The sequence below is a fragment of the Actinomadura sp. ATCC 39365 genome, assembly GCF_054392275.1.
Genome location: NZ_CP184335.1, coordinates 1288235 through 1311197, shown reverse-complemented (window position 1 = coordinate 1311197; position 22963 = coordinate 1288235). Strand labels below are relative to the sequence as shown.

At 72.9% G+C, this 22963-nt stretch carries 16 protein-coding genes; 8 read left to right on the top strand and 8 right to left on the bottom strand.

Features of this window, described 5'->3' with window-relative positions; all coding sequences use genetic code 11:
* Positions 1–32 precede the first annotated feature (32 nt).
* From ACNF49_RS06790 to ACNF49_RS06780, 3 genes are read left to right on the top strand one after another with little or no spacing between them, the layout of a single operon-like run.
* The gene (locus ACNF49_RS06790) at positions 33–635 is read left to right on the top strand and encodes an NADPH-dependent FMN reductase (protein ID WP_482943118.1); all 603 of its coding nucleotides are present in this window, start codon (positions 33–35) and stop codon (positions 633–635) included.
* Positions 636–646: 11 nt separating this feature from the next.
* The gene (locus tag ACNF49_RS06785) at positions 647–1648 is read left to right on the top strand and encodes an ATP-binding cassette domain-containing protein (RefSeq protein ID WP_357983752.1); all 1002 of its coding nucleotides are present in this window, start codon (positions 647–649) and stop codon (positions 1646–1648) included.
* A complete protein-coding gene (locus tag ACNF49_RS06780) occupies positions 1645–2487 on the top strand; it encodes an ABC transporter permease (RefSeq protein WP_357983755.1) in 843 nt (280 codons plus the stop codon). The genes ACNF49_RS06785 and ACNF49_RS06780 overlap by 4 nt, the downstream gene beginning before the upstream one ends.
* An 88-nt stretch (positions 2488–2575) precedes the next feature.
* Here the strand turns inward: ACNF49_RS06780 and ACNF49_RS06775 are convergent, their stop codons facing one another.
* From ACNF49_RS06775 to ACNF49_RS06765, 3 genes are read right to left on the bottom strand one after another with little or no spacing between them, the layout of a single operon-like run.
* Positions 2576–3211, bottom strand: a complete 636-nt coding sequence (locus ACNF49_RS06775; RefSeq protein ID WP_482943117.1) for an SMI1/KNR4 family protein — start codon at positions 3209–3211, stop codon at positions 2576–2578.
* A 27-nt stretch (positions 3212–3238) separates the two neighbouring features.
* Complete coding sequence (locus tag ACNF49_RS06770) at positions 3239–6412, bottom strand: ATP-binding protein (protein WP_482943116.1); 3174 nt, start codon at positions 6410–6412, stop codon at positions 3239–3241.
* A 48-nt stretch (positions 6413–6460) separates the two neighbouring features.
* Positions 6461–7657 carry a cytochrome P450 gene (locus tag ACNF49_RS06765; protein ID WP_357983764.1) on the bottom strand — a complete coding sequence of 399 codons (1197 nt, stop codon included), beginning with the start codon at positions 7655–7657 and terminating at the stop codon, positions 6461–6463.
* A gap of 141 nt (positions 7658–7798) precedes the next feature.
* Here ACNF49_RS06765 and ACNF49_RS06760 point away from each other — a divergent pair, with 141 nt between their 5' ends.
* From ACNF49_RS06760 to ACNF49_RS06750, 3 genes are all read left to right on the top strand, one after another.
* Positions 7799–9316, top strand: a complete 1518-nt coding sequence (locus ACNF49_RS06760; protein WP_482943115.1) for an FAD-dependent monooxygenase — start codon at positions 7799–7801, stop codon at positions 9314–9316.
* Positions 9317–9407: 91 nt separating this feature from the next.
* Entirely contained in the window at positions 9408–10361 is a 954-nt protein-coding gene (locus ACNF49_RS06755; protein ID WP_482943114.1) for an NAD-dependent epimerase/dehydratase family protein, read from the top strand.
* A gap of 51 nt (positions 10362–10412) precedes the next feature.
* Positions 10413–11162, top strand: a complete 750-nt coding sequence (locus ACNF49_RS06750) for a sulfite exporter TauE/SafE family protein (RefSeq protein WP_357983775.1) — start codon at positions 10413–10415, stop codon at positions 11160–11162.
* A gap of 3 nt (positions 11163–11165) precedes the next feature.
* Here the strand turns inward: ACNF49_RS06750 and ACNF49_RS06745 are convergent, their stop codons facing one another.
* The 4 genes from ACNF49_RS06745 to ACNF49_RS06730 all read right to left on the bottom strand — a co-directional run bounded on the left by ACNF49_RS06745 (position 11166) and on the right by ACNF49_RS06730 (position 14515).
* Positions 11166–12362 (bottom strand): FAD-dependent monooxygenase, encoded by a 1197-nt coding sequence (locus ACNF49_RS06745; RefSeq protein WP_482943113.1) that lies wholly within the window; start codon positions 12360–12362, stop codon positions 11166–11168.
* On the bottom strand, positions 12359–12955 hold the full coding sequence (locus tag ACNF49_RS06740) for a PadR family transcriptional regulator (protein WP_357983781.1): 597 nt from the start codon (positions 12953–12955) through the stop codon (positions 12359–12361). Before ACNF49_RS06740 ends, ACNF49_RS06745 begins: the two co-directional genes overlap by 4 nt.
* Positions 12956–13019: 64 nt before the next feature.
* Positions 13020–13739 carry a hypothetical protein gene (locus tag ACNF49_RS06735; protein WP_482943112.1) on the bottom strand — a complete coding sequence of 240 codons (720 nt, stop codon included), beginning with the start codon at positions 13737–13739 and terminating at the stop codon, positions 13020–13022.
* Between the two features lie 197 nt (positions 13740–13936).
* A complete protein-coding gene (locus ACNF49_RS06730) occupies positions 13937–14515 on the bottom strand; it encodes a TetR/AcrR family transcriptional regulator (RefSeq protein ID WP_357983787.1) in 579 nt (192 codons plus the stop codon).
* A gap of 87 nt (positions 14516–14602) precedes the next feature.
* Here ACNF49_RS06730 and ACNF49_RS06725 point away from each other — a divergent pair, with 87 nt between their 5' ends.
* Both ACNF49_RS06725 and ACNF49_RS06720 read left to right on the top strand, forming a co-directional pair.
* Complete coding sequence (locus tag ACNF49_RS06725; RefSeq protein WP_482943111.1) at positions 14603–16189, top strand: MDR family MFS transporter; 1587 nt, start codon at positions 14603–14605, stop codon at positions 16187–16189.
* Positions 16190–16351: 162 nt separating this feature from the next.
* The gene (locus ACNF49_RS06720) at positions 16352–19255 is read left to right on the top strand and encodes an ATP-binding protein (RefSeq protein WP_482943110.1); all 2904 of its coding nucleotides are present in this window, start codon (positions 16352–16354) and stop codon (positions 19253–19255) included.
* Here the strand turns inward: ACNF49_RS06720 and ACNF49_RS06715 are convergent.
* Entirely contained in the window at positions 19252–22674 is a 3423-nt protein-coding gene (locus tag ACNF49_RS06715) for a M28 family peptidase (protein WP_482943109.1), read from the bottom strand. The two genes, ACNF49_RS06720 and ACNF49_RS06715, sit on opposite strands and share 4 nt — an antisense overlap.
* Positions 22675–22963 lie beyond the last annotated feature (289 nt).

Sequence of the window (22963 nt, the reverse complement as noted above, 5' to 3'; positions counted from 1 at the left end):
GGTGAGAGCCCGGAACGGGCCGAGGGAGGTGGATGATGACGGGCAGGGACGACACCGCCGGCGGGAGCGCCGCACCGCTCCGCCTCGCGGTGATCATCGCGAGCACCCGCGTCGGGCGGATGGGCGAGACGGTGGCGAAATGGTTCGCCGGCCGCGCCCGCGACCGTCCCGACCTGGCGGTCGACCTCCTCGACCTGGCCGACTACGCCTTCCCCGACCGCTACCCCGAGCGCAGCACCCCCTCGATGCGCCGCTTCACCGCGGCCGTCGGCGAGGCCGACGCCTTCGCCGTCGTCACCCCCGAGTACAACCGCAGCTTCCCGGCCTCGCTCAAGCAGGCCATCGACTACGCCTACGACGAATGGCAGGCCAAGCCGGCCGGCTTCGTCGCCTACGGCTCGGGATCTTCCGGTCTGTACGCGGTCGAGCAGCTCCGTACCGTCTTCTCCGCCCTGCACGTCGTGACGATGCGCGACTGGGTCGGCCTCGACCTGCTGGGGGACGACGTGGCCGGAAGCGGCGAACCGTACGACACCGACGACCGCGCGCGTGCGGTCGCGGCCATGCTCGACCAGCTCACCTGGTGGGGCCGGGCGTTGCGGGACGCCCGGCGCGCCCAGCCGTACTGCTCATGAGAGGAACACCCATGCGAGACCTGGCGATACAGACCTCCGGCCTGGTCAAGGTCTTCGGCGACAACCGCGCCGTGGACGGCCTCGACCTGGAGGTGCCGGCCGGCACCGTCTACGGCGTGCTCGGCCCCAACGGCGCGGGCAAGACCACCGCCGTCCGCATGCTGGCCACCCTGCTGCGGCCGGACGGCGGCGAGGCCACCGTGTTCGGGCACGACGTGGTGCGCGAGGCCGACGCCGTACGCGGCCGCGTCAGCCTGACCGGCCAGTACGCCTCCGTCGACGAGGACATGACCGGCGCCGAGAACCTGATCCTGCTCGGCCGCCTGCTCGGCCACCGCAAGCCGGCCGCCCGGGAGCGGGCGGCGCAGCTGCTGGAGGCGTTCGGGCTGACGGAGGCCGCGGGGCGGCAGGTCAAGACGTACTCGGGCGGCATGCGGCGGCGCATCGACATCGCCGCCAGCATCCTCAACACGCCTGACCTGCTCTTCCTCGACGAGCCGACGACCGGCCTCGACCCGCGCAGCCGCAACCAGGTCTGGGACATCGTCCGCATCGTCGTCGCCCACGGCACCACCGTGCTGCTCACCACCCAGTACCTGGAGGAGGCCGACCGCCTGGCCGGCCGCATCGCGGTCATCGACCACGGCAGGGTCATCGCCGAGGGCACGCCGGGCGAGCTCAAGTCGTCCGTCGGCGCCGGCTCGGTCCACGTACGGCTGCGCGACCCCGGCACCCGTCCCGAAGCCGAACGGCTGCTGTCCCAGACCCTCGACGCGCCCGTCTACCTGGACGCCGACCCCGTGTCGCTCACCGCCCGCATCACCGGCCACGGCCGCGAGGCCGCCGCCGCCGAGCAGGCCTCGCGCGCGCTGGGCCGCCTGGCCGAGGCCGGGATCGTCGTCGACGACTTCTCCCTCGGTCAGCCCAGCCTGGACGAGGTCTTCCTCGCCCTCACCGACCACCCCGCCACCGAGACCGCCGAGTCCGCGACCGCGCAGGAGGCCGCAGCATGACCGCCACCACCGAGACCGCCACGACCTACTCCCCCGCCGCCGACGTGCTCGGCACCGTCCTGGCCCCCGGGGTGAAGCCGCCCCGGCCGAGCGCGTGGTCGGCGTCGGTCACGTTCGGCTGGCGGGCCATCCTGAAGATCAAGCACGTGCCCGAGCAGCTGTTCGACGTGACCGCGTTCCCGCTCATGATGACGCTGATGTTCACGTACCTGTTCGGCGGCGCCCTGGCCGGCTCCCCGACCGACTACCTGCAGTTCCTGCTGCCCGGCATCATGGTCAGCAGCGTCGTGATGATCACCATGTACACCGGGGTGGAGGTCAACAAGGACATCGAGAAGGGGGTGTTCGACCGCTTCCGCACCCTGCCGATCTGGCGTCCCTCGACCATGGTGGGCTACCTGCTCGGCGACGTCCTGCGCTACACCCTGGCCTCGACGGTCATCCTGGCCGTCGGCCTGGTCCTGGGGTTCCGTCCGCAGGGGGGCGTCACGGGCGTACTGGCCGGGATCGTGCTGCTGCTCGGCTTCTCCTTCGCCTTCTCGTGGGTGTGGACGATGTTCGGCCTGCTCATGCGGAGCGAGAAGTCGGTGATGGGCGTGAGCATGCTCGTCCTGTTCCCGCTGACCTTCCTCAGCAACGTGTACGTCGATCCGGCCACGATGCCCGGCTGGCTGCAGATCTTCGTCAACGTCAACCCGATCACCCGGCTGGTGGCCGCCGTCCGCTCCCTGATGGCCGGCACCCCGGACATGGGCGAGCTGGCCTGGGTCCTGATCGCGTCCGTCCTGCTCATCGCGATCTTCGGCACCCTGACCATGCGCCTCTACAACCGCAAATAACCCATCAGGACACGGATGCCCACCCGTGGCAGGCCACGCACTCACCGCAGTGCGTGGCCTGCCGCTGTCTCGCGTGGTCCCGCCCGTCTTACGGGGCGATTGCGGGCCGGTGCCGCCAGCCGCCGACCTGCCGTCCGTTCACCCAGGCAGGGGGCACCCAGGCGCACGGTTCCTCCTCTTCTTCGTCCTCGTCCGCCTTCAGCCCGACCGGCTCGATGCCATCGGCCTCTTCCACCAGGACGTCGAAGTAGCCGTCGTAGAAGACGTCGTCGAAACCGCGGCCCAGCGAGTCGGCGAGCCAATCGGCGAAGGAGATGTCCTGGGGGAAGAGAGCGTGGTGGAAACAGCACCTGTTGGGGTCCCAGCCCCACATCGCGCCTGCGGGGTCGCGGCAGTCCAGCAGTGACGCGATCCCGCATCCCCAGTCCATCAGCTGCACCATGCCCGACCACCGTCGGGAGGGCTCTGTTCGTAGCTCCAGGGCCGACGCGGTGATGTCCGGGTAGATGTCACTGGCCCAGAAGTCATAGCCGCGAACACCGATCACGCCGCCTCGTGGGCCGAAGCCGCCGTTACCCACCTCCAGATACAGGCGCCGTAACAGGGATGGCAAGGGGTAGCCGACGGCCTCCTCCGCCTCGGCGACGGCCGTCTCTGTAGCGGGTGGCGGCAGGTCGGGGCCGACGCTCGCGCGTACGGCCGCAAAGATCTCGTCCTCGGTCATGCTGCGCTTCGTCGGCCTTCGTGATCGTCAGAGGTGCCAGGTGACGGGGGTGGTGGGCTGGTAGCGGCAGGTGGCGCCGGTGGAGATGGTGGCGCGGAGGTGGGTGGCGAGTTCGGGATGGGTCTGGGTGAGTTTGCGGAGGGTGTCGCGGATTCTGGCGGTCACCGTCTTGCGGGCCCGTTCGGCTTCGTCACCCAGACGGCGGGAGCGGCCGCCCAGCCCGGCGGCCGTGCGGAGCTCTTCCAGCAGGGCCGCCCTTTCGCGGTCGTACTCGGCCGCCCGGTCGTCGTCGCCGCGGTCGGCGGCCCGGTCGATCTCGTCGTCGAGGACGGACAGGCGGCGGCGGTAGTCGGCCTTGGCCTCCTCGTCGAGCACGGCGTCGCCGCCCATCGCGCGGGCGGCGAGCACGAGGTCGCCGCCCTCCGGGGCGAGCAGGGCCACGGCCGGGATGTCGGCGCCGGGGTGGCCGAGCAGGTGGTGCAGGTCGCGCAGGCCCTTGGCGTCGGGCATGTGGGCCAGCCGCCCGGCGAACCTGAGGGCCCAGACCTCGCCGTCCTTGCGGAAGTCGCCCGTGGCCGGCTCGGGGCCGGGGCTCTCGTCGCGTTGGGGGGCCTGCGGGGGCGCGGGCTCGGCGGCGGCACTCCCCCGCGGCGGGAGGGTGTCGAGGACGTGGTGCATGCCGAGCTCGGCCGCCTCGCGCCGGACCTCCTCCAGCAGGGAACGGGCCCGGCCGGTGTCGCCGCCGCCCAGGAGGGCCTCGGCCAGGCGGGCACGGGCCAGGACCGACCACGGGCGGGCCCGCATCCGGTCGGCCGACCGGTACGCCCGCGTGAACCCCTCGGCCGCCTCCGCCCACCGCCCCTCGGCCAGGTCGAGCACGGCGATCCACAGGTCGTAGGGGCCGCTGATGTCCCAGCCGTAGTAGGACACCGCCCACCGCCCCCGGTGCGGCAGCAGCGCGGCCCGCGCCCCGGCGGCGAGCTCCCGGTCATGGGTGGCGGCGGCCAGCTCCGCCTGGAAACGCAGCCACAGCGGCTCGGCCATGCGCCCCACCCTGGCGCCGGCCGCGTGGTGGCGCAGCGCGGTGCCGACGTCGCCGGCCTGCAGGGCGGTCAGCGCCTCCAGCAGGCCGCGGTCGGGGTGGCGGCCGGACCTGAGCCTGTGCAGGACGTCTTCCTGCTCCTCCACCCTGCCCTGGAGCCAGCGGATCGCCCATCGGTGGTGGTCGAGCATGACGTCGAAGTCGTGGTCCTTGCCGTCGAGGGACAGCCCCGTCATCAGCGACTCGGCCTCGGCGAAGCGGCCGGCGAGCGCGGCGACGATGCTGGCGTCGACGGACGTGGTGAGGTTGAGGTGGGCGTCGTCGGTGCTGCGGCCCCTGGCCGCGTAGTCGTGGAACCGGTCGAGGTAGCGGGGGTCGCCCTCCTCGATCATGGCCACCCAGCGCAGGGCGCCGGCGAGGTGTTCGAGCTCGCGGTCGGAGGTGCGCCGGGCGACGTCGAGCAGCTCGCCGGTCAGGGCCACCCGCTCGCCCGCCGTGCCGGGGCCCCAGATGATGTCGTGGTGTGCCCACAGGCTGAAGGCCAGGACGTCGTCGTCGCCTCCCTGGCGGGCCTGGGCGGTGAGGTGGAAGACCAGGTCGAGGGCCAGGCGGTCGTCGGGGACCGGCTCGCCGACGAGCGCGGCGTGGGCCCGGCGCAGCCGGTCGAGGGAGTCGTCGTGGCCGTAATGGGAGCGGAAGACCAGCGCGACGCGGGCGGTCAGCTCGGGGTCGCCGAGATCGGCGGCGACGGCGCCGGCCTCCTCGAACAGACGGCGGCCCGCGTCGCGCTCGCCGCGGTGGTGCAGCTCCCGGCCGAGGTCGAGGCAGACCAGCACGCGCCGGCGGGGCGCGGCGGCGGCGCTCAGCTCGTGGGCGCGGCGCAGGTGGCCGAGCTCCTCCTCGCCGGCGAGCCGGCTGCGGGCGGCGCGGGCGGCGGCCTGGAGCAGGTCGATCGCGCGCTCGGGATCGACGCGGTCGCCGGCGAGGTAGGCGTGCCGGGCCAGGTCGCTCGGCAGCATGCGGCGGGCCAGGTCGGGGGCGCCGTCGAGGGCGCGCACCACGGCGGCGTGCAGGTCGCGCACGTCGGCGACGGCGTCGTAGAGGGTCTCGCGGACGAGGTCGTGGGCGAAGGCGAACCGGCCGCCGCCCTTGGTCACCACCAGCCTGGCGATCACGGCGAGATCGAGGAGACGGTCGACGTGCGCGACGGGGGCGGCCACGGTGGCGGCCAGCACCTGGCGGTGGAACTCGCGCCCGAGCACGGCCGCGGCGGGCAGCAGCTCCGACACCGGACGCGGCAGCAGGGACAGCCGGCGCAGCAGCGCGTCGCGGACGCCGGGCGCCACGGCCGTGGCCGAGCCGCCGCTGCGCCACAGCCGGGCCGTCTGCTCGACGAAGAACGGGTTTCCGCCCGTGCGCATGTGGACCTCGGCCACCAGGTCGGCGGGCGGGTCGAGACCGGCGGTGCGGGCCATGAGGGCGCCCACCCCGGCCTGGTCGAGGCCGGTGAGCGTGATGGTGGTGGCCTTGGCGACGAGCGGGGACAGCAGGTCGCGCAGCGGGTGGTCGACCGGCTCGACCTCGGCGTCGCGGTAGGTGCCGACGAGGAGCAGGCGCTCGAACCAGGTCTGGCGGGCCGCGAACTCGAGAAGCCGCAGCGAGGCGGGGTCGGCCGCGTGGAGGTCGTCGATGACGATCACGAGCGGGTGGTGTTGCGAGAGCGCCACCAGGGCGGTGGTGACCGCGTCGTAGATCTGGAACGCGGAGGCGGGGTCGGCGTCGGCGGTGATCTCCAGGTGGGGCTGGGCGAGCGCCGCCGCCTCGCCGAGCAGGGCGGCCAGGCTGCCCCCGGCCGACTGCTCGGCCTCGGCCCACTCGTGGGGGGCGGCCGCGCGGCGCAGGGCGCGGATGACCTGGACCCACGGCCAGTAGCCGGGGGCGCTGCCGGAGTCCCAGCAGGCGCCGCCGACCACGAGCGCGCCCCTGCGCCTGGCCTCGGCGGCGGCGCTGGTGACCAGCGTGGTCTTGCCGATGCCGGCCTCGCCGGTGACGAGGACCAGGCCGCCGTGGCTGTCGACCACCCGTGTGACCTCGGCACGCAGCAGCGCGGCGGGGTGGTCCCTGCCGATCAGCTCGTGTGGCCTGGCTTCGGTTGGCATGACACCCGCACGTTATCCGCCGCCACCGACAAATCCGCGTCCGCGCCGCTACCAGGCGACCTCCAGCTCGGTGAGGCCGTAGACGACGTTGTAGGAGCGGAACTCCGGCGTGGACCCGGTCAGGCGCAGGCCGGGGAAACGCTCGAAGAGCGCGGGGAAGGCGATCTTCATCTCCATGCGGGCGAGCGGCGCGCCCAGGCAGTGGTGGACGCCGTGGCCGAAGGCGACGTGGCCGGGGGCGCCGCGGGTGATGTCGAGGATGTCGGGGTCGGCGATGAAGCCGGGGTCGCGGTTGGCGGCGGGCAGCGAGCACAGGATCATCTCGCCCGCGCCGATGGTCCGGCCGCCCAGCTCGACCTCCCTGGACGTGATCTTGATCGTGCCGGAGTGGACGATGCTGAGCCAGCGCAGCAGCTCCTCGACCGTCGCGTCGATGCGCTCGGGCTCCTTGCGCAGGAGTTCCAGCTGCCCGGGGTTGCGCAGCAGGGCGAGCGTGCCGAGCGAGAGCATGTTGGAGGTGGTCTCGTGCCCGGCGAGCAGCAGCAGGTTGCCGATGCCGACGAGCTCGCCGGTGGTCAGGTCGTCGCCGTGCTCGCGGATGAGCATGCCGAGCAGGTCCTCGCCCGGGTCGGTGCGCATGTGGGTGACCAGGTCGCGCATGTACGCCCGCGACTCGAAGTTGGCCGCCACCCGCTCCTCGACCGGCAGCGACAGGTCCAGCATGCGCCCGGTACGCCGCTGGAAGTCGGCGCGGTCCTCGTAGGGCACGCCCAGCAGCTCGCAGATCACCAGCGACGGGATCGGCAGGGCGAACGCCGACACCAGGTCGGCCGGGGAGCCCGCGGCCTCCATGGCGTCGAGGTGCTCGCGCACGATGTCCCTGATGCGGGGCTCCAGCCGCTTCATCCGGCGGATCGTGAACTCGGGCGTCAGCAGCCTGCGCAGCCGGGTGTGCTCGGGCGGGTCCAGGGCCAGCAGGTTGCCCGCGCGCAGCTCGGCGAGCTGTTCCTCGGTCAGCTCGGGCGCTCCGGGCATGCGGGCGGCGCCCTGCCTGGCGAGCCTGAACCGGTCGGCGTCGCCCAGGACCTCGCGGACGTCGGCGTGCCGGGTCACCACCCACACCGCCAGGCCGAGGAGGGTGTCGATGCGCTTGATCCGCTCCTGGTCGCGCACCTCGCCCAGCTCGGGGGCCGGATCGAACTCCACCCGCCGCATGTGCAGCGGCACCGCCGAGGACTCAGTCATGCAACGACCGTAACAAGTCCGGCGGCCGTCCTCTAGATCGTTCCCGATCGGTGATCCGGGCGGCGGTTTCGGCCCGAGCTTGACGTGGGACGCGCGGCGCTTGGAGTATGCCGATGATCACCATGACGAATGGGAGCAAGCGTGCGCCAGACCGACATACCGGTACTGATCGCCGGAGGCGGGCCCGTCGGGCTGGCGACGGCCGTGGAGCTGGCCCATCACGGGGTGCGCAGCATGGTCGTCGAGCCGCGCGAGAGCGTGTCGTGGCTGCGTCCGCGCGCCAAGACCACGTCGGCGCGGTCGATGGAGCTGCTGCGCAGGTGGGGGCTGGCCGAGACGTTGCGCGCCCGCGCCCCGCTCGCGGTCTCCTGGTCGGACGAGGCGGTGTTCACGACCGGCCTGCTCGGCCGCGAGATCACCAGGATCGGCGGCTGCTTCGGCCTCGACCTGACCGGCTCCGACCTGGCCGCCGAGCCGGGCCAGCAGGTGCCGCAGCCGATCGTCGAGGAGGTGCTGCGCGAGGCCGCCGGTGACGCGCTGCTCACCGGCTGGCGGGTGACCGGCCTGCGCGAGGACGCCGACGGCGTCACCGCCGACCTGGCCACCGCGGACGGCGACACCCGCCAGGTGCGCGCCGCGTACGTCGTCGGCTGCGACGGCGCCCGCAGCGTGACGCGCGCGGCCATCGGCGCCCGCTACGAGGGCCGCCAGGACGCCAGGCCCAACTTCAACGTCGTCTTCCGCGCGCCCGGCCTGGCCGAACGGGTGCCCCACGGCCCCGCCGTGCACTACTGGGTGCTGAACCCGGCCCAGCCCGGCATGCTCGGCCGGCTCGACCTGGAGGACCTGTGGTGGTGCATCGCCCAGGGCGTCCCGGCGGAGGGCACCGATCCGGTACGCCTGGTCCGCAACCTGGCCGGGGCCGACGTCGAGGTCCAGATCCTGGCCACCGACCCGTGGACCGCGCGCATGCTGCTGGCCGACCGGTACGCCGGCGAGCGGGTGTTCCTGGCGGGCGACGCCGCGCACCAGAACCCGCCCTACGGCGGCCACGGCTTCAACACCGGCCTCGGCGACGCGGTCAACCTCGGCTGGAAGCTGGCCGCCGTGCTGAACGGATGGGCTCCGGCGACCCTGCTGGCCAGCTACGAGGCCGAACGCCGGCCGATCGCGGCGGCCACGATCGAGGCCGCCGCCGCCAACATGGCCACGCTCGCGCCCGAACTGGCCGATCCCGCGCTGATGGGCTCGGACGCGGAGTTCGAGCGGGTGCGCCCGGCCGTCGCGGAGGCGGTGCGGCGGACCAAGGACAGCGAGTTCCACAGCCTGGACCTGGTGCTGGGGTACACGTACGCGGGGTCGCCGGTGGTGGCCGGCGGGTGCGGCGAGCGGCTGCCGCACCGGTGGCTCGCTCCGGGCGAGTCGCTCTACGACCGGCTCGGGCCCGGGTTCAGCCTGGTGGGCGACCTGTCGTCGCCGGAGGCCAAAGTGCTGGTGGAGCGGGCGGCCGAGCTGGGCGTGCCGCTGCGGGAGGTGGACCTGCCGGACGCGGCCGGCTCACTGGCCCTGGTACGCCCCGACCAGCACGTGGCCTGGCGCCCGTCGCCGGGCCAGGACGCGGCCCATGCCCTGGACCTGGCGATCGGCCGCTCCGCCTGATCGCCCCCGGACCTGGCGATCGGTCGTCCTGCCTGATCGCCTCCGGGCCCGGCGATCGGGCCGCCTGCCCGTGCCGGTCTAGGGTGGGTGCATGCGCGTAGTGGTGATCGGGGCGAGTGGGCACATCGGCACCTATCTGGTCCCGCGCCTGGTGGACGCGGGCCACGACGTGGTCGCGGTGAGCCGCGGCAAGCGGGAGCCGTACACGCCGCACGGCGCGTGGGAGCGGGTCGCCACCGTGGTCGCCGACCGGGAGGCCGAGGAGGCCGCGGGCACGTTCGGGCGGCGGATCGCCGAGCTGGAGGCCGACGTCGTCGTCGACCTCATCTGCTTCACCGAGGCGAGCGCCCGCCACCTGGCCGGGGCGCTGGCCGGCCGGGTCCGGCAGTTCCTCCACTGCGGCACGATCTGGGTGCACGGCCCGAGCACCCGCGTCCCGACGACCGAAGACCGCCCGAAACGCCCCATCGGCGAGTACGGCCGGCAGAAGGCCGCGATCGAGGCGTACCTGCTCGACCTGGCCGCGCGGGAGGGGTTCCCGGCCACGGTCGTCCATCCCGGCCACATCACCGGCCCGGGCTGGATCCCGGTCAACCCGGCGGGCAACCTCGACCCGGCCGTGTTCCAGGCGCTGGCCGACGGCGCGGAGGTGCGGCTGCCCAACCTGGGCATGGAGACCGTGCAGCACGTCCACGCCGACGACGTCGCCCGGCTGTTCGTGGACGCCATGAACAACCCGGCCGCCGCCAGGGGCGAGAGCTTCCACTCGGTGGCCGTGACCGCGCTGACGCTGCGCGGCTACGCCGAGGCGGTGGCGGGCTGGTTCGGCCGGGAGGCGCGGCTGTCGTACCTGCCGTGGGAGCAGTGGCGGGAGACCGTGCCGGAGCACGACGCCCGCCTCACCTACGACCACATCGCGCACAGCCCCCACTGCAGCATGGAGAAGGCCGGGCGGCTGCTCGGCCACCGCCCCCGGCACACCTCGCTGGAGGCGGTCGCGGAGGCGGTCGACTGGCTGGTCCGGGCGGGCACCCTCACCCGCTGACCCCCACCTGACCAGCGAGCGCACCAGGGCCACGCACTAGAGTCACCCGCCATGACACCTTGGGAGATGGCCGCGGTCTTCGCGGCCGGCATCGGAGCGGGAGGCATCAACGCCGTCGTCGGTTCCGGGTCGCTGATCACGTTCCCGACGCTGCTGGCCGTCGGACTGCCGCCGATCACCGCCAACGTCTCGAACAACATCGGCCTGGTGCCCGGCGGCGTGACCGGCGTCCTCGGCTACCGCGAAGAGCTCAAGGGTCAGCGCGGCCGCCTCCTCCGGCTGGCCTCGGCCTCCGCGGTCGGCTCGCTGATCGGCGGGCTGCTGCTGCTCAACCTGCCGGAGCGCACGTTCACGGCGGTCGTGACGGTGCTGATCGGGTTGTCGTGCGTGCTGGTCCTGGCCCAGCCCAGGATCAGCCGGCTGCTGGCCAGCCGCCCGCGGCAGGCGCACGGCGGACCCTGGTTGTGGCTGGGCGTGCTGGCCGCCGGGGCGTACGGCGGCTACTTCGGCGCGGCGCAGGGCGTGCTGCTCATCGGCCTGCTCGGCATCTTCCTCGACGAGGAGCTGCAGCGCGTCAACGCCGCCAAGAACGTGTTGTCGCTCGTGGTCAACGCCACGGCCGCCGTCCTGTACACGCTGGTCGCCGACGTCGACTGGTGGGCCGTGCTGCTGGTGGCGCTGGGCTCGACGGTCGGCGGGTTCCTGGGGGCGCGGGTGGGACGCAGGCTGCCCGCGCCGGTGTTGCGCGGTGCGGTCGTCTGCATCGGGGTGGTGGCGATCGTCAAGCTGCTGACCGCCTAGCGCCTAGGCGGTCACCGGCTCGTCCCAGTCGAGGTGGTGGCGCTGCTCGGGGCCGAGGGCGCGCTCGGGGGCGAGGAACGTCCGGGTGGCCACCGGCATCATCAGCCGCATCATCGTGACGGCGAAGGGCCCGAGGGTCTTGCTGCTGTTGGTCCGGGAGGCGCGGGCGGCGACCCGCTCGACGCGGTCGCGGCGCAGCCGTACGTAGGCGTCGAACGCGGCGGGCACGCCGGGCAGGTCGCGCAGGCAGCGGGCGAGCTGGACGGCGCTCTCGGCGGCCAGCGAGGCCCCCTGCCCCGAGCTGGGCGAGGGCGCGTGCACCGAGTCGCCCACCAGCACCATCCTGCCGCGGTGCCAGCGCGGGACGCTCGGCATGATCTCCACCGTGCCGAGCGCCACCAGGTTCTCGGGGGACGTGTGCCGCACCAGCTCCTGCCCCGGCTCCTCGCCCGTGAAGAGCTCGCCCGGGCGGCGCAGCCACTCCCCGGCCGGCACCCGGCGCGCCTGCGCGGACGTCGTCGGCTCGGCGTGCGGGACGTTGCAGAACCAGGCCGTGCGCCCGTCGGGCTGCACCCAGTAGCCGAGGAACGCCCGCCGCCCGAACACGAAGTAGGACGCCTGCTTCTCGGCCGGCACGGCGACGTCGGCCAGGCCGCCGAAGTTCAGCAGGGGCACGTGGCGCGGCCCCGGCGCGGCCGGGTCGATCAGGGACCGGACCACCGAACGGATGCCGTCGGCCCCGACCAGGATGTCGGCGCTCGCGCTGCCGCCGTCGGCGAAGCGCGCGGTGACGCCGCCGGGGTGCTCCTCGACGCCGACCAGGCGGCGGCCGTACTCGGTGCGGATGCCGGCGGCCAGGGCCTGGTCGCGGACCGCGCCGTAGAGCTGCGAGCGCCACATCGCCTGGCTGGGCGGCAGGTCGGGCAGGCCGGCCAGCTCGCCCATGCGCCTGCCCGCGCCGTCGCGGACGACCGTGTGCGCCACCGGCTGGCCGACCGCCCGGACGGCCTCCTCCGCGCCGACGGCCCGCAGCGCCGCGAGCCCGTTCGGGGCGATCGTGAGCGTGCCGCCGACGCCCTCCGCGCCGCTGTCGTACGCCTCGTACAGGGTCGCCTCGATCCCCGCGCGGCGCAGCGCCATCGCGGTGACGGGGCCGGCGATGCCCCCGCCGATCACCAATGCCGTGCTCACTGCTGTCATTGCCGACTCCCGAACATCTCGTGCCAGGTCCTGGCGTAGTCAGGTGCGCTGAGGGACTCGATGAGGCGGGCGACGAAGGCCAGCTCGGCGTCGAGCACCGCGAGGCGGTAGTCGTCCTCCACGAGGAAGACCCAGGCCACGCCGCCCGCACGGGCGGCGTCGGCCGTCCGGGCGAGCTCGGCCCGCTGGGCGGTCATCGCCGCCGCGCGCCGCTCCAGCAGCCCGACGGCCTCGGCCGGGTCGAGCACGCTGATCAGCGACAACGCGACGCCGAAGTGCGGATAGTCCTCCTGCGGCGTCGAGACCAGCTCGCGCAGCCAGTCGTAGAGCTCCGCGCGGCCCTCGCCGGTGAGCTCGTAGAGCGTGCGCTCGGGCCGCTCGGTGTCGCGGACGGTCTCCCGCTCGACGATGAACCCCGCCTTGGCGAGCTGCTTGACGACCATGTAGAGCGAGCCGCGGTTGTACTTGAAGCTCTTGTCCTTGTCGGTCTCCTGCAGGCGGCGGCCCAGCTCGTACGGGTGCATGGGCTCGACCAGCAGGAACGCCAGCACCGCCAGCGCGAGCGGGTTGGCCACCTTGCGGCGCTTCTCCATCGAAGTCCCCTTTAGTTGATTTCAACTATCCATCGTCGGCTAGTTGATGTCAACTATAAAGGAGTCAGCCCGCCATCCCCACGAAGAACGCCGCCGGGACCAGCGCGAGCGTGAGGACGAGCGCCCACCAGCGGGGTGCGGGGCCCGTCCGGAGCACCGTGATGCCCATGGGCACGAGCGCGACGACGAGCCCGGCCAGCCCGGCCAGCGCGATCGGGTCGCTGCTGCCCTTGAGCACGCCGAGCGGCAGCCCGGCCGCCGGCGCCAGCGCGACGCACCTGGCCACGCCGGCCGGTCCGGCCCCGAGGGCCCGGGCCCGGAAGGCGCCCACGGCCAGCACGACCCAGCCGCCCATGATGCAGACGTTGACCGCCTTGAACACGTGGAAGGCCCCGTACGTGCCGGCGACGACCCGCTCGGCCGCCTCCGGGCCGAGCGCGTCCACCAGCTGGAACGCCAGATGGCCCACCCCGGCGTGGAACACCCTGCCGAACAGCCCGAGCACCGCCAGCGTCACGCCCCACCTGGCCAGAGCCGGGTGGGTGGCGGCGATCACCCGGCCGAGCGCGGTCACCGCCGGCCACAGCAGCACGGCGCCCGCGGCGTACAGGCTGTAGGACAGGACCATGCGGCCCGGGTCGGCGGCGTAGGCGGCGAGCTGGCCGGGGAAGAAGTCGTCGGCGCCGAGGCGGACGAGGACTCCGGCGAGCAGCAGCGCCGGTCCGAGCACCAGCCCGGTCCCCTCCACCCAGCGCCCGGGGATCGTCATACGCGTGATCGTCATGCCTGCCATTCAAGTGACGGACGCGTCCTGGCACATTGGCGCGGCCGCGAGGACCCGCACTCCACCTGGCACTACCAGGGCATGAAAGTTTCAGGCGTTCCCGCAGGTCAGCAGGGACGACGGGCGTCCTCGCATTGACGTGCCCGAACGCGGCGGCCGAGCATGACGCCGCGTTCGGGCGCCGGGGACGCGGGCGGTCAGCTGAACGGGCGGGACATCTCGTCGAGCATCTCGGCCATGACCTCCCGCAACGAGCGCGCCTGGCGCTCCTCGACCCACAGGTGCGAGCCGAGCCGCAACGCCGTGAGGAACCCGGCCGCCATGACCTGAGGACGCACCGGGCTCTCCCGCTCGGAGATCGCCTGGGCCAGGTCACGCTCCAGCGCCGCGTGGTTGGCGAGCTGCCGGGCCAGCAGAGACGGGTGCCGCTTGGCCAGGCGGGCGCGCACGGCCCACTCCCGCGCCGGCTCGCCCACCTCCTCGAACACGTCGTCGATCGCCCCGCAGAGCGCCTGCCAGGCGGTACGGCCGGCCGGCTGGGCGCCCACCTTCTCGACCAGGTCGCGGATGCGCTGCTCCTCGCCGTAGAGGACGGCGTCCTCCTTGCCGGCGAAGTAGTTGGAGAACGTGCGGCGCGAGATGTTCGCGGCATCGGCGATGGTCTCGACCGTGACGGCGTCGAGGCCGTGCTCGCCGACCAGCCGCATGGCCGCCTCGTGCACGGCCTGCCGCGTCTCGGCCTTCTTGCGCTCGCGCAGCCCGCCGGTGCTGTCCATGATGCGCCAAGCCTACCGTCCGGGAATATATGCTCAGCGGGCAAACTTTCCCATTGGGCATTGTTTTAACGTAGGAGGAGGCCGCGCATGAGCGCACCGACCGTCCCGGCCGCGCCGCCGGGTCAGATGAGCCATCGGCAGATCATGGAGGCCCTGAGCGGGCTGCTGCTGGTCCTGTTCGTGGCGATGATCAGCGGCACGATCGTGTCGGTCGCGCTGCCGCAGATCATCGGCGCGCTGAACGGCACGCAGTCGCAGTACACCTGGGTGATCACCGCCTCGTTGCTGGCGTCCACGGCCTCCACCCCGATCTGGGGCAAGCTGGCCGACCTGTTCAGCAAGAAGCTGCTGTTGCAGATCTCTATCGTGATCTTCATGGTCAGCTCGGTGGCCTGCGGCTTCGCCCAGGACACCGGCCAGCTCATCGCCTTCCGCGCCCTCCAGGGCCTCGGCATGGGCGCGCTGCAGGTCCTGGTCCAGGTGATCATCGCGGCGATGATCAGCCCCAAGGACCGGGGCAAGTACAACGGCTACCTCGGCGGCGTCATGGCCGTCGCGACCGTGGCCGGACCGCTGCTCGGCGGCCTGATCGCGGACACCTCCTGGCTCGGCTGGCGCTGGTGCTTCTTCGTGGCGGCGCCGTTCACCGTGGTCGCCTTCCTCCTGCTGCAGAAGACCCTGCGGGTGACCCACATGCGCCGCGAGGGCGTCAAGGTGGACTACGTCGGCGCCACGCTGATCGCGGTCGGCGTGAGCGTGCTGCTCATCTGGGTGACCTTCGTCGGCAACTCCTTCGACTGGCTGTCCTGGCAGACCGCGGCGATGGTGCTCGGCGGCGTCGTCGTCCTCGCGGCCGCGACCTGGGTGGAGACCGTGGTCAAGGAGCCGGTCGTGCCGCTGCACGTCATCCGCCGCCGTACCCCGGCGCTGGCCATCCTGGCGAGCCTCGCGGTGGGCATGGCGATGTTCGGCGGCTCGGTCTTCCTCGGCCAGTACTTCCAGATCGGCCGCGGCTACAGCCCGACCGAGGCGGGGCTGCTGACGATCCCGATGATGCTCGGCGTGCTGCTGTCCTCGGCGATCTCCGGGCGCATGGTGTCGAGGAGCGGGAACGTCAAGCCCTACATCGTGACCGGGGCGGTCGTGCTGACCGTCGGGTTCCTGGTGCTGTCCACGATGGACCACCAGACCTCGCTCGTGCTCATCGCCGGCGCGATGGTGCTGGTCGGCGCGGGTGTCGGCATGTCGATGCAGAACCTCGTCCTCGCGATCCAGAACACCGTGCCGCTGCGCGAGCTGGGCGCGGCCAGCGGGGCCGTGACGTTCTTCCGCTCGCTGGGCGGCACGGTGGGCGTGTCGGTGCTCGGCGCGGTGCTGGCCAACCGGGTCGCGACCGGCATCGCCGAAGGGCTGGCCAAGGCGGGCATCGACCCGGCCAAGGCGGCCGCGGGCGGCAGGAGCACGCTCAACATCGCGGCGCTGCCGGAGCCGTTCAAGAGCATCGTCAGGGCCGCGTACGGCGACGCCACCGGGCACATCTTCCTGATCTCGGCGGGCATCGCCGTGATCGGCGTGATCGCCACCCTGTTCCTCAAGCCGACCAAGCTCCGCGACAGCGTGGACCTGGCCGAACCCGCTCCGGCGGGTGACGGCAGGACCCCCGTCGCCTCCTGAGGCGCCGCCCGCGCGGGACGGGGCGGCCGAGGGCGCCGGGATCACCGGCGCCACCAAGGGCACGGCATTTGACCGGAAAACAGAGGGTTGACCCGCGCTGACCCGTGATGGATAACAGTATTCCGACAGGGGGAGTAAACCTGCACTGTTACGGAGACCCCGATGACAAGCCTGGCTTCTCCTGGGTTGATCGGGCGTGACGCCCAGTTACGCTCACTCGTCGACGCCATCACCGGCCCTCCGGCCGTCATCCTCGTGCAGGGCGAGGCGGGCATCGGGAAGACCCGGCTGGTCAGGGCCGCGCTCGACCTGTTGCCCGACGGCGAACGCACCGTCCTGATCGGCCATTGCCACCAGATCCGCGAGCCGTTCCCGTACGGCCCGGTGTTCGACGCGCTGCGGCACGTCGGTGGCGCGCTGCCCGAGACGGGCACGCTCAACCCGGTCACCGGCGCCCTGCGCGGCTACCTGCCGGAGCTGGCCGGACACCTGCCGCCGGTGCCGTCGCCGCCCCCGCTGGACGACCCGCGCGCCGAGCGCCACCGCCTGTTCCGCGCGGTGCACGCGCTGCTGGCCGCCACGGGCCCGGCGGTGCTGGTGATCGAGGACCTCCACTGGGCCGACGACGGCACCCGTGACCTGCTGCGCTTCCTCACCGACCAGCCGCCGGCGGGGCTCGCGCTGGTGGTGACGTTCCGCCGGGAGGGGCTGCCGGTGCCGGGACTGCCGTTCGGGCGGGCGTACCGGCGTCCGCCGGGGGTGCGCAGCGAGGTGATCTCGCTGACGCCGCTCGACGTCGAGGGGGTGCGCCGCCTGACCGGGGCGTTGCTCGGCCGTTCGACGCTGACCTCCGACTTCGTCACGAAGCTGCGCGACCGCACGGCGGGGGTGCCGTTCGTGATCGAGGAGGTGGTGCGCTCGTTGCTCGACGACGAGGGCCAGTTACTCGGCGGCGAGGAGGAGCCTGAGGTCCTGGAGCGCATGGCGGTGCCGCTGCTGCTGCGCGAGGCGATGACCGAGCAGCTCACCGGGCTCTCGCCGGCCGCGCTGCACGCCGTGCACGCCGCCGCCGTGCTCGGGCTGCCCGCCGACGAGCAGCTCATCGCCGCCGTCTCCGGCCACCCCCTCGGCGACGGGCTGAGCCAGGCGCTGAAGGCCGGCGTGCTGCTCGAACAGCACGACGGCCAGTACGGCTTCCGCCACGCCCTCGCCCAGCAGGCCGTCTACGACGCGATCCCCGGCCCCGACCGGCGGCTCACCCACCAGCGGGCGGTGACCGCGCTGTCCGCCCTCGAACCGCCGCCGCTCGTCCAGCTCGCCTACCACGCCAGGCGCGCGGGCGACTTCGAGTCCTGGCAGCGGCACGGCCCGGCGGCGGCCGACCACGCCGCCGCCATCGGCGACATCCCGCTCGCCGTCGAGGTGCTGGCCGGCATGCTGGCCGACCCGAAGCTCCCGCACGACGCGCGCGGCCCGCTCGCGCTGCGGCTCAGCCGGGTTGCCGCGATCGGGCTGTCCTACCGGCGGGTGGTGCGCTCGTTGCGCCACTTGCTGGCCGAGGACTTCCTGTCCCGGCACGTACGCGGCGAGGCCCGGCTCAACCTGGGCGTGCTGCTGTCCAACCAGGCGGGCGTGGTCGCCGCCGGCCGCCAGGAGATCCTGCTCGCCCTGCCCGACCTGCACGACCGGCCGAGCCTGGCCGCGCGCGGGCTGGCGCTGCTGGCGATGCCCGCCTGGGGCGACGAGCCGCTGAGCGTCCACGAGGAGTGGATGAACCGGGCGGAGAAGCTGCTGGCCACGGTCGAGGACCAGGATCCCGAGCTGACCGCCGCCGTGCACGCCAACAAGATCAGCCTGGCCATGATGCTCGGCTCGCCGGACGCCTTCGACCTGGCCGCGACGCTGCCCGCGAACGACCCGTCGGCGGCGGTGCGCAGGCAGGTGGCGCGCGGCTACTCCAACCTGTTCGACGCGGCCATCGCGCTCGGCCACTACGCGGCGGCCGAGCGCTTCGCCGACCAGAGCAGGCGCATCGCCGAGGAGACGGGCGCGCAGTACCCGGTGTTCCTGGTGGAGATGTCCTCGATCCGGCTCGCCCTGCTCACCGGCCGCTGGGAGGGCCTGCGGGAACGGGCCGTCGCGGCGGTCGAGATGACGGCCGAGGCGCCGCTGCTGGCCGTGGACGCCCGGCTCGCGCTGGGCATGCTGGCCCTGGCCAGGGGCGAGTGGGAGGAGGCCGCCGAGCACCTGCTGGCGGCGGGGGTCAACGACCTCGAATCGGGGTTCCTGCCGGTCGCCGCCGTGGCCTCGGGCGGCCTGATCGAGCTGCACCTGACCCGCGACTGCCCGCACGAGGCGCTGGCCGAGGCCGAGCGGGCGGTGGCCAGGCTGCGGCGCAAGGGCATGTGGGTGTGGGGCGACCAGCTCGTGCCGCCGGCCGTGGCGGCGCTGCTGAAGGCCGGACGGGCGGAGGAGGCCGAGGAGCTGGTGGCCGAGTTCGCGGCGGGCATCGAGGGCCGCGACGCCCCCTCCGCGCACGCCGGCCTCGACGCGGCGGCGGGCTCGCTGGCCCTGGACCGGGGCGCGTACGAGGAGGCGGCCAGGTGTTTCGCCAGGGCGCGGGCCGCGTACGAGGCGATGCCCAGGCCCTACAGCGTGGCCAGGACGGCCGAGTCCGAGGCGGCGGCCCGGCTGGCGATGGGCGACCGGGCACGGGCCGCCGACCTGATCGCGGACGCCTGCGAACGGTACGCCGGCCTGGGCGCGACCCACGACGCCGCCCGCTGCCGCCACCTGCTGCGCGAGATCGGGCCGGGCAGCGCGCCGCGCCGGGGCAGGAAGGGCCGCAGCGGGGTGTTGTCGCCGCGGGAGGCCGAGGTGGCCAGGCTGGTCGCGCTGGGCCGGACGAACAGGGAGATCGCCGAGGTGCTGTTCCTGTCGCGGCGGACGGTGGACACGCACGTCGCGCGGGTGCTGCAGAAGCTCGGCGTGCGCACCCGCAACGACGTGAAGGAGCCCCGGCCGGATGACCGGCCGGGGCTCGCTACCCCTGATTCCGATGGTTAGACCGTGATGCTCCAGCTGTCCAGGAAGCCGGTGTCACCGAGGTAGACGTCCTCGATGTCGAGCGTCCAGGTGCCGGCGGCCTGCTGGCTGACCGGGATCGAGAAGGTCCTGGTGCCGTACTGCGTGCAGGTGGTGCCGCCGTAGGCGTCGACCACGTACCAGGTCCCGCTCGGGCCGCGGAGCCAGATGTCGAGGTCCTCGGCGCAGGTGTGGCTGATCGTGATGGACACCTTGACCGGGGAGGCCGCGGTGCCCGTCGCGGTGGACGTGATCGAGCTCTGGGTGTTGGAGTAGTCCCTGATCTGGTAGTCGGTGTCGTTGGTGAACGTCCGGCCACCCGAGGTGCCCTGGACGGTCAGCGCGTACGACGTGGTGTGCGTCGCCGTCTCGCCGGTGCCGGTCACGGTGATCGTGTAGCTGCCCGCCGGGGTGGTGGGCGAGGTCGCGATCGACAGGCTGGACGAGCCGCCCGACGTGATGCTGGCCGGGTTGAACGAGGCCGTGGCGCCGGTCGGCAGGCCGCTGGCGGACAGGTTCACCGTCTGGGCGGTCCCGTTCGTGGTGGTCGAGCCGATCGTCGTCGTGGCGGTGGAGCCGGCCTGCACCGTGCCCGAGCCGGGGTTGGCGGAGAGCGAGAAGTCACGCGGCTGGGTGGTGCCGCCGACCGCCTGCTTCCAGATCGCGTACGCCGCGGCGTCCGCCGCCCGGTCGAGGACGGTGTCGTTGATGTTGGAGGTGGTGTCGCAGGAGGAGTGGTAGCAGGAGTCGTAGGCCCGGTTGGCCGTGCCACCCCACTTGGACGCCTGCGCCGAGGTCTTGATGGCGCTCGCGCCCGCCGCCACGCCCGAACTGGCGATGCCGGCGTTGCGGAAGGAGGCGTCGTCGGAGCGGTTGGCGCCCTCGGTGTTCTCCTCCGGCTGCAGGCTCAGCTTGTCGTAGAACTCCTTCAGGAAGGACGCGCCGGTGGTGGTGATGTTGTTGATGAAGTAGCCACCGTTGGGCGAGCCGACCATGTCGTAGTTGTAGTAGACCTTGATCTTCGACCGCTCGGTCGAGCTGAGCGAGGCGACGTAGGCCTCGGAGCCGTTCAGGCCCTGCTCCTCGTCGGTCCACCAGCCGAACCGCACGTGCTTGGTGAGCGTGGGGTTCTTCTGGGCCAGGGTCAGCGCGACCTCCAGGAGGGTGGCCGAGCCGGAGCCGTTGTCGTTGATGCCCGGTCCCGCGGACACGCTGTCCAGGTGGGCGCCGGACATGATGACCTGGTTGGCGTCGCCGCCGGGCCAGTCGGCGATCAGGTTGGGGCCGGCGCCGCTGGTGCAGTAGGAGACGCTGCAGGACTGGCGGGTCACGGTGTACCCGGCTGCCTGGAGCTTCTGCTCGACGTAGGAGACCGACTGCAGGTAGCCCTGGCCGGTGGACCTGCGGTTGCCGCCGTTCGCGGTGGCGATGCTCTGGAACTGCGCCAGGTGCGTCTTGACGTTGGCGACGCTGACGTCAGGCGGGTCCTGGCCGCCGGGGCCGCCGGTGCCGACCGTCAGGGTGAAGGTCGCGGTGTGCGTGGTGGAGCCGGTGCCCGTGATGGTGATCGGGTAGGTGCCCTGGGCCGTGGAGGCGCCGACCGACAGGGTCAGCGTGGAGGAGTTGCCGGAGGTCACCGAGGCCGGGTTGAAGCTGGCGGTGGTGCCGCTCGGCAGGCCGGAGGCGGTCAGGTTGACGGTCTGGGCGCTGCCCGAGGTCGTCTGGGTGTTGACCGTGGTCGTCGTGGTGGCGCCCGGCTGGGCGCTGCCGGAGGACGGGTTCAGTGACAGCGAGAAGTCCGGCTGAGCGGTGCCGCAGGCCGGCTCGCCGGAGGCGGCGGCGACGCTGACGGCGCTCCAGGCGGCCTTGGTGCTGTTGCACTCGGCGCTGTTGGCGCCGTACAGCTCGATGGCCGCGGCCACGGAGGCGGCGCGGATGTTGGCGTAGCGCCAGGAGGACGTCTTGCGGTTGAGGGCGCCCATGTAGATCTTGCCGGCCTTCTGGACGCTGACGCCGGTCACCGACGACGGTCCGCCGGAGCAGATCGGGCTGGAGGGCTTGCCGCCGCCGGGGTTGTTGCCCTCGGCCAGCAGGTAGAACCAGTGGTTGAGCGGCCCGGCCGCCGAGTGCACCTCGGTGTTGGGGATGGAGGAGGAGTAGCAGTTGGGGTCACCCAGGGCGCTGGGGTTGTACATGTTGCGGATCGGGCCCTGGCCGACCAGGTCGACCTCCTCGCCCACCAGGTAGTCCGGCGGGTCGTTGGGGTTGTTGGCGTAGGCCTCGGTCAGCGCGCCGAAGATGTCGCCGGTGCCCTCGTTGATGCCGCCGTTCTCGTTGCCGGAGCCGGCGCCGCCGGGGGTGGTCTGGAAGATGGCGTGGCCGAACTCGTGGGCCACGACGTCGATGGGGGTGGCCTGCTGGGTGTTGGCCTGGTTGTGGCCGAAGTTGGTGTAGCTGCCGTTCCAGTAGGCGTTGACGTCGCTGAGGCCGACGCGGGCGGGGAAGCCTCTGCCGCTGCCGTCGATGCCGCTGCGGCTCAGCCAGTCGCGCAGCATGTCCCACTCGCGCTGGACGCTGTAGAGGGCGTCCACGCAGGCGGTCTCCAGGTTGGTGCCCGAGCCGTTGCCCCAGGCGTCGTCGGTGCCGGTGTAGGCCGAGCCGCCCTGGCCGCCGCACTGGATGCCGGGCCGGGTGGTGTCGGTCATGGAGTAGGAGCTGCCGGAACCGCTGGTGTTGATGGTGACCTGGCCGTAGTAGAAGCCGTTGCCGCTGCCCTCGCGGACCAGGTCCACCGCGTCGGCGACGGCGCCGGTGCGGGCGTCGACGTAGACGTTCTGCACGCTGGGCTTGCCCTTGGCCAGGCCGGAGACCTTGACCTCCCAGGCCAGCCTGGGCGTCTCGCCCTGGGCCAGAACGACCAGGCGGGGGGCGGTGCTGTCGTCCACGCGGGACAGGCGGCCCTTGGCGGTCGCGGTGGCCTTGGCCGCCGAGACGGTGGCCTTGGTCGCGACATCACGCGTGGTGGGGCCGGTGGCCGAGACGGTGTCCCGGACGTTGCCGGCGGCGTCGGTCACCACGACGGCGTCGCCGCCGACCATGGGCAGGCCCTTGTAGGTGCGCTCGTAGGCGACGTAGAACATGTCGCCGGCGCCGGGGGTGACCGCTCGGCGGTTGTAGGCCTCGTCGGGGCCTCTGCTGAGGTTGTCGAGCTGGCTGGACACCGCCTTGTCGGCGACCGCCGCGGCGAGCGAGGCGGGGTCTGCCGCCGCTCGGCTGCTGCTGGAGCCTTGTTGGGCGGGGGTGGCTCCAGGAGGGGCGGCGCTCGCGGGTGACGCGGGGAGCGTCATGGTCGCGGCCGTGGCCAGGCCGGCGACCGCCGCGAGTAAGGCTTTGCGTTTCACGCTGTGGTGCTCCTTTCGGCGGGCTCCCTCCGGCCGTTGCCGTCTTGTGGGCGTGCGCGGGCCGCCGCGCGGTCAGGGGTCTCCTGGGTCGCGGGGCGTGAGGGGGATGTGGGGGGTGATAAAGGGTGACGGATACAGCAAGCGGACCGTTTCGCCTTGTTGCCGCCAGACGCTAAGCGTTGGTTGACGGCTCGAAAATACGTATGTTCATCGGTAGGCATACCGACATTTCTGTTACCGCTGGTCACACCCCTCCACGTGCGGATAACAGCCACGATGCTGGACAATC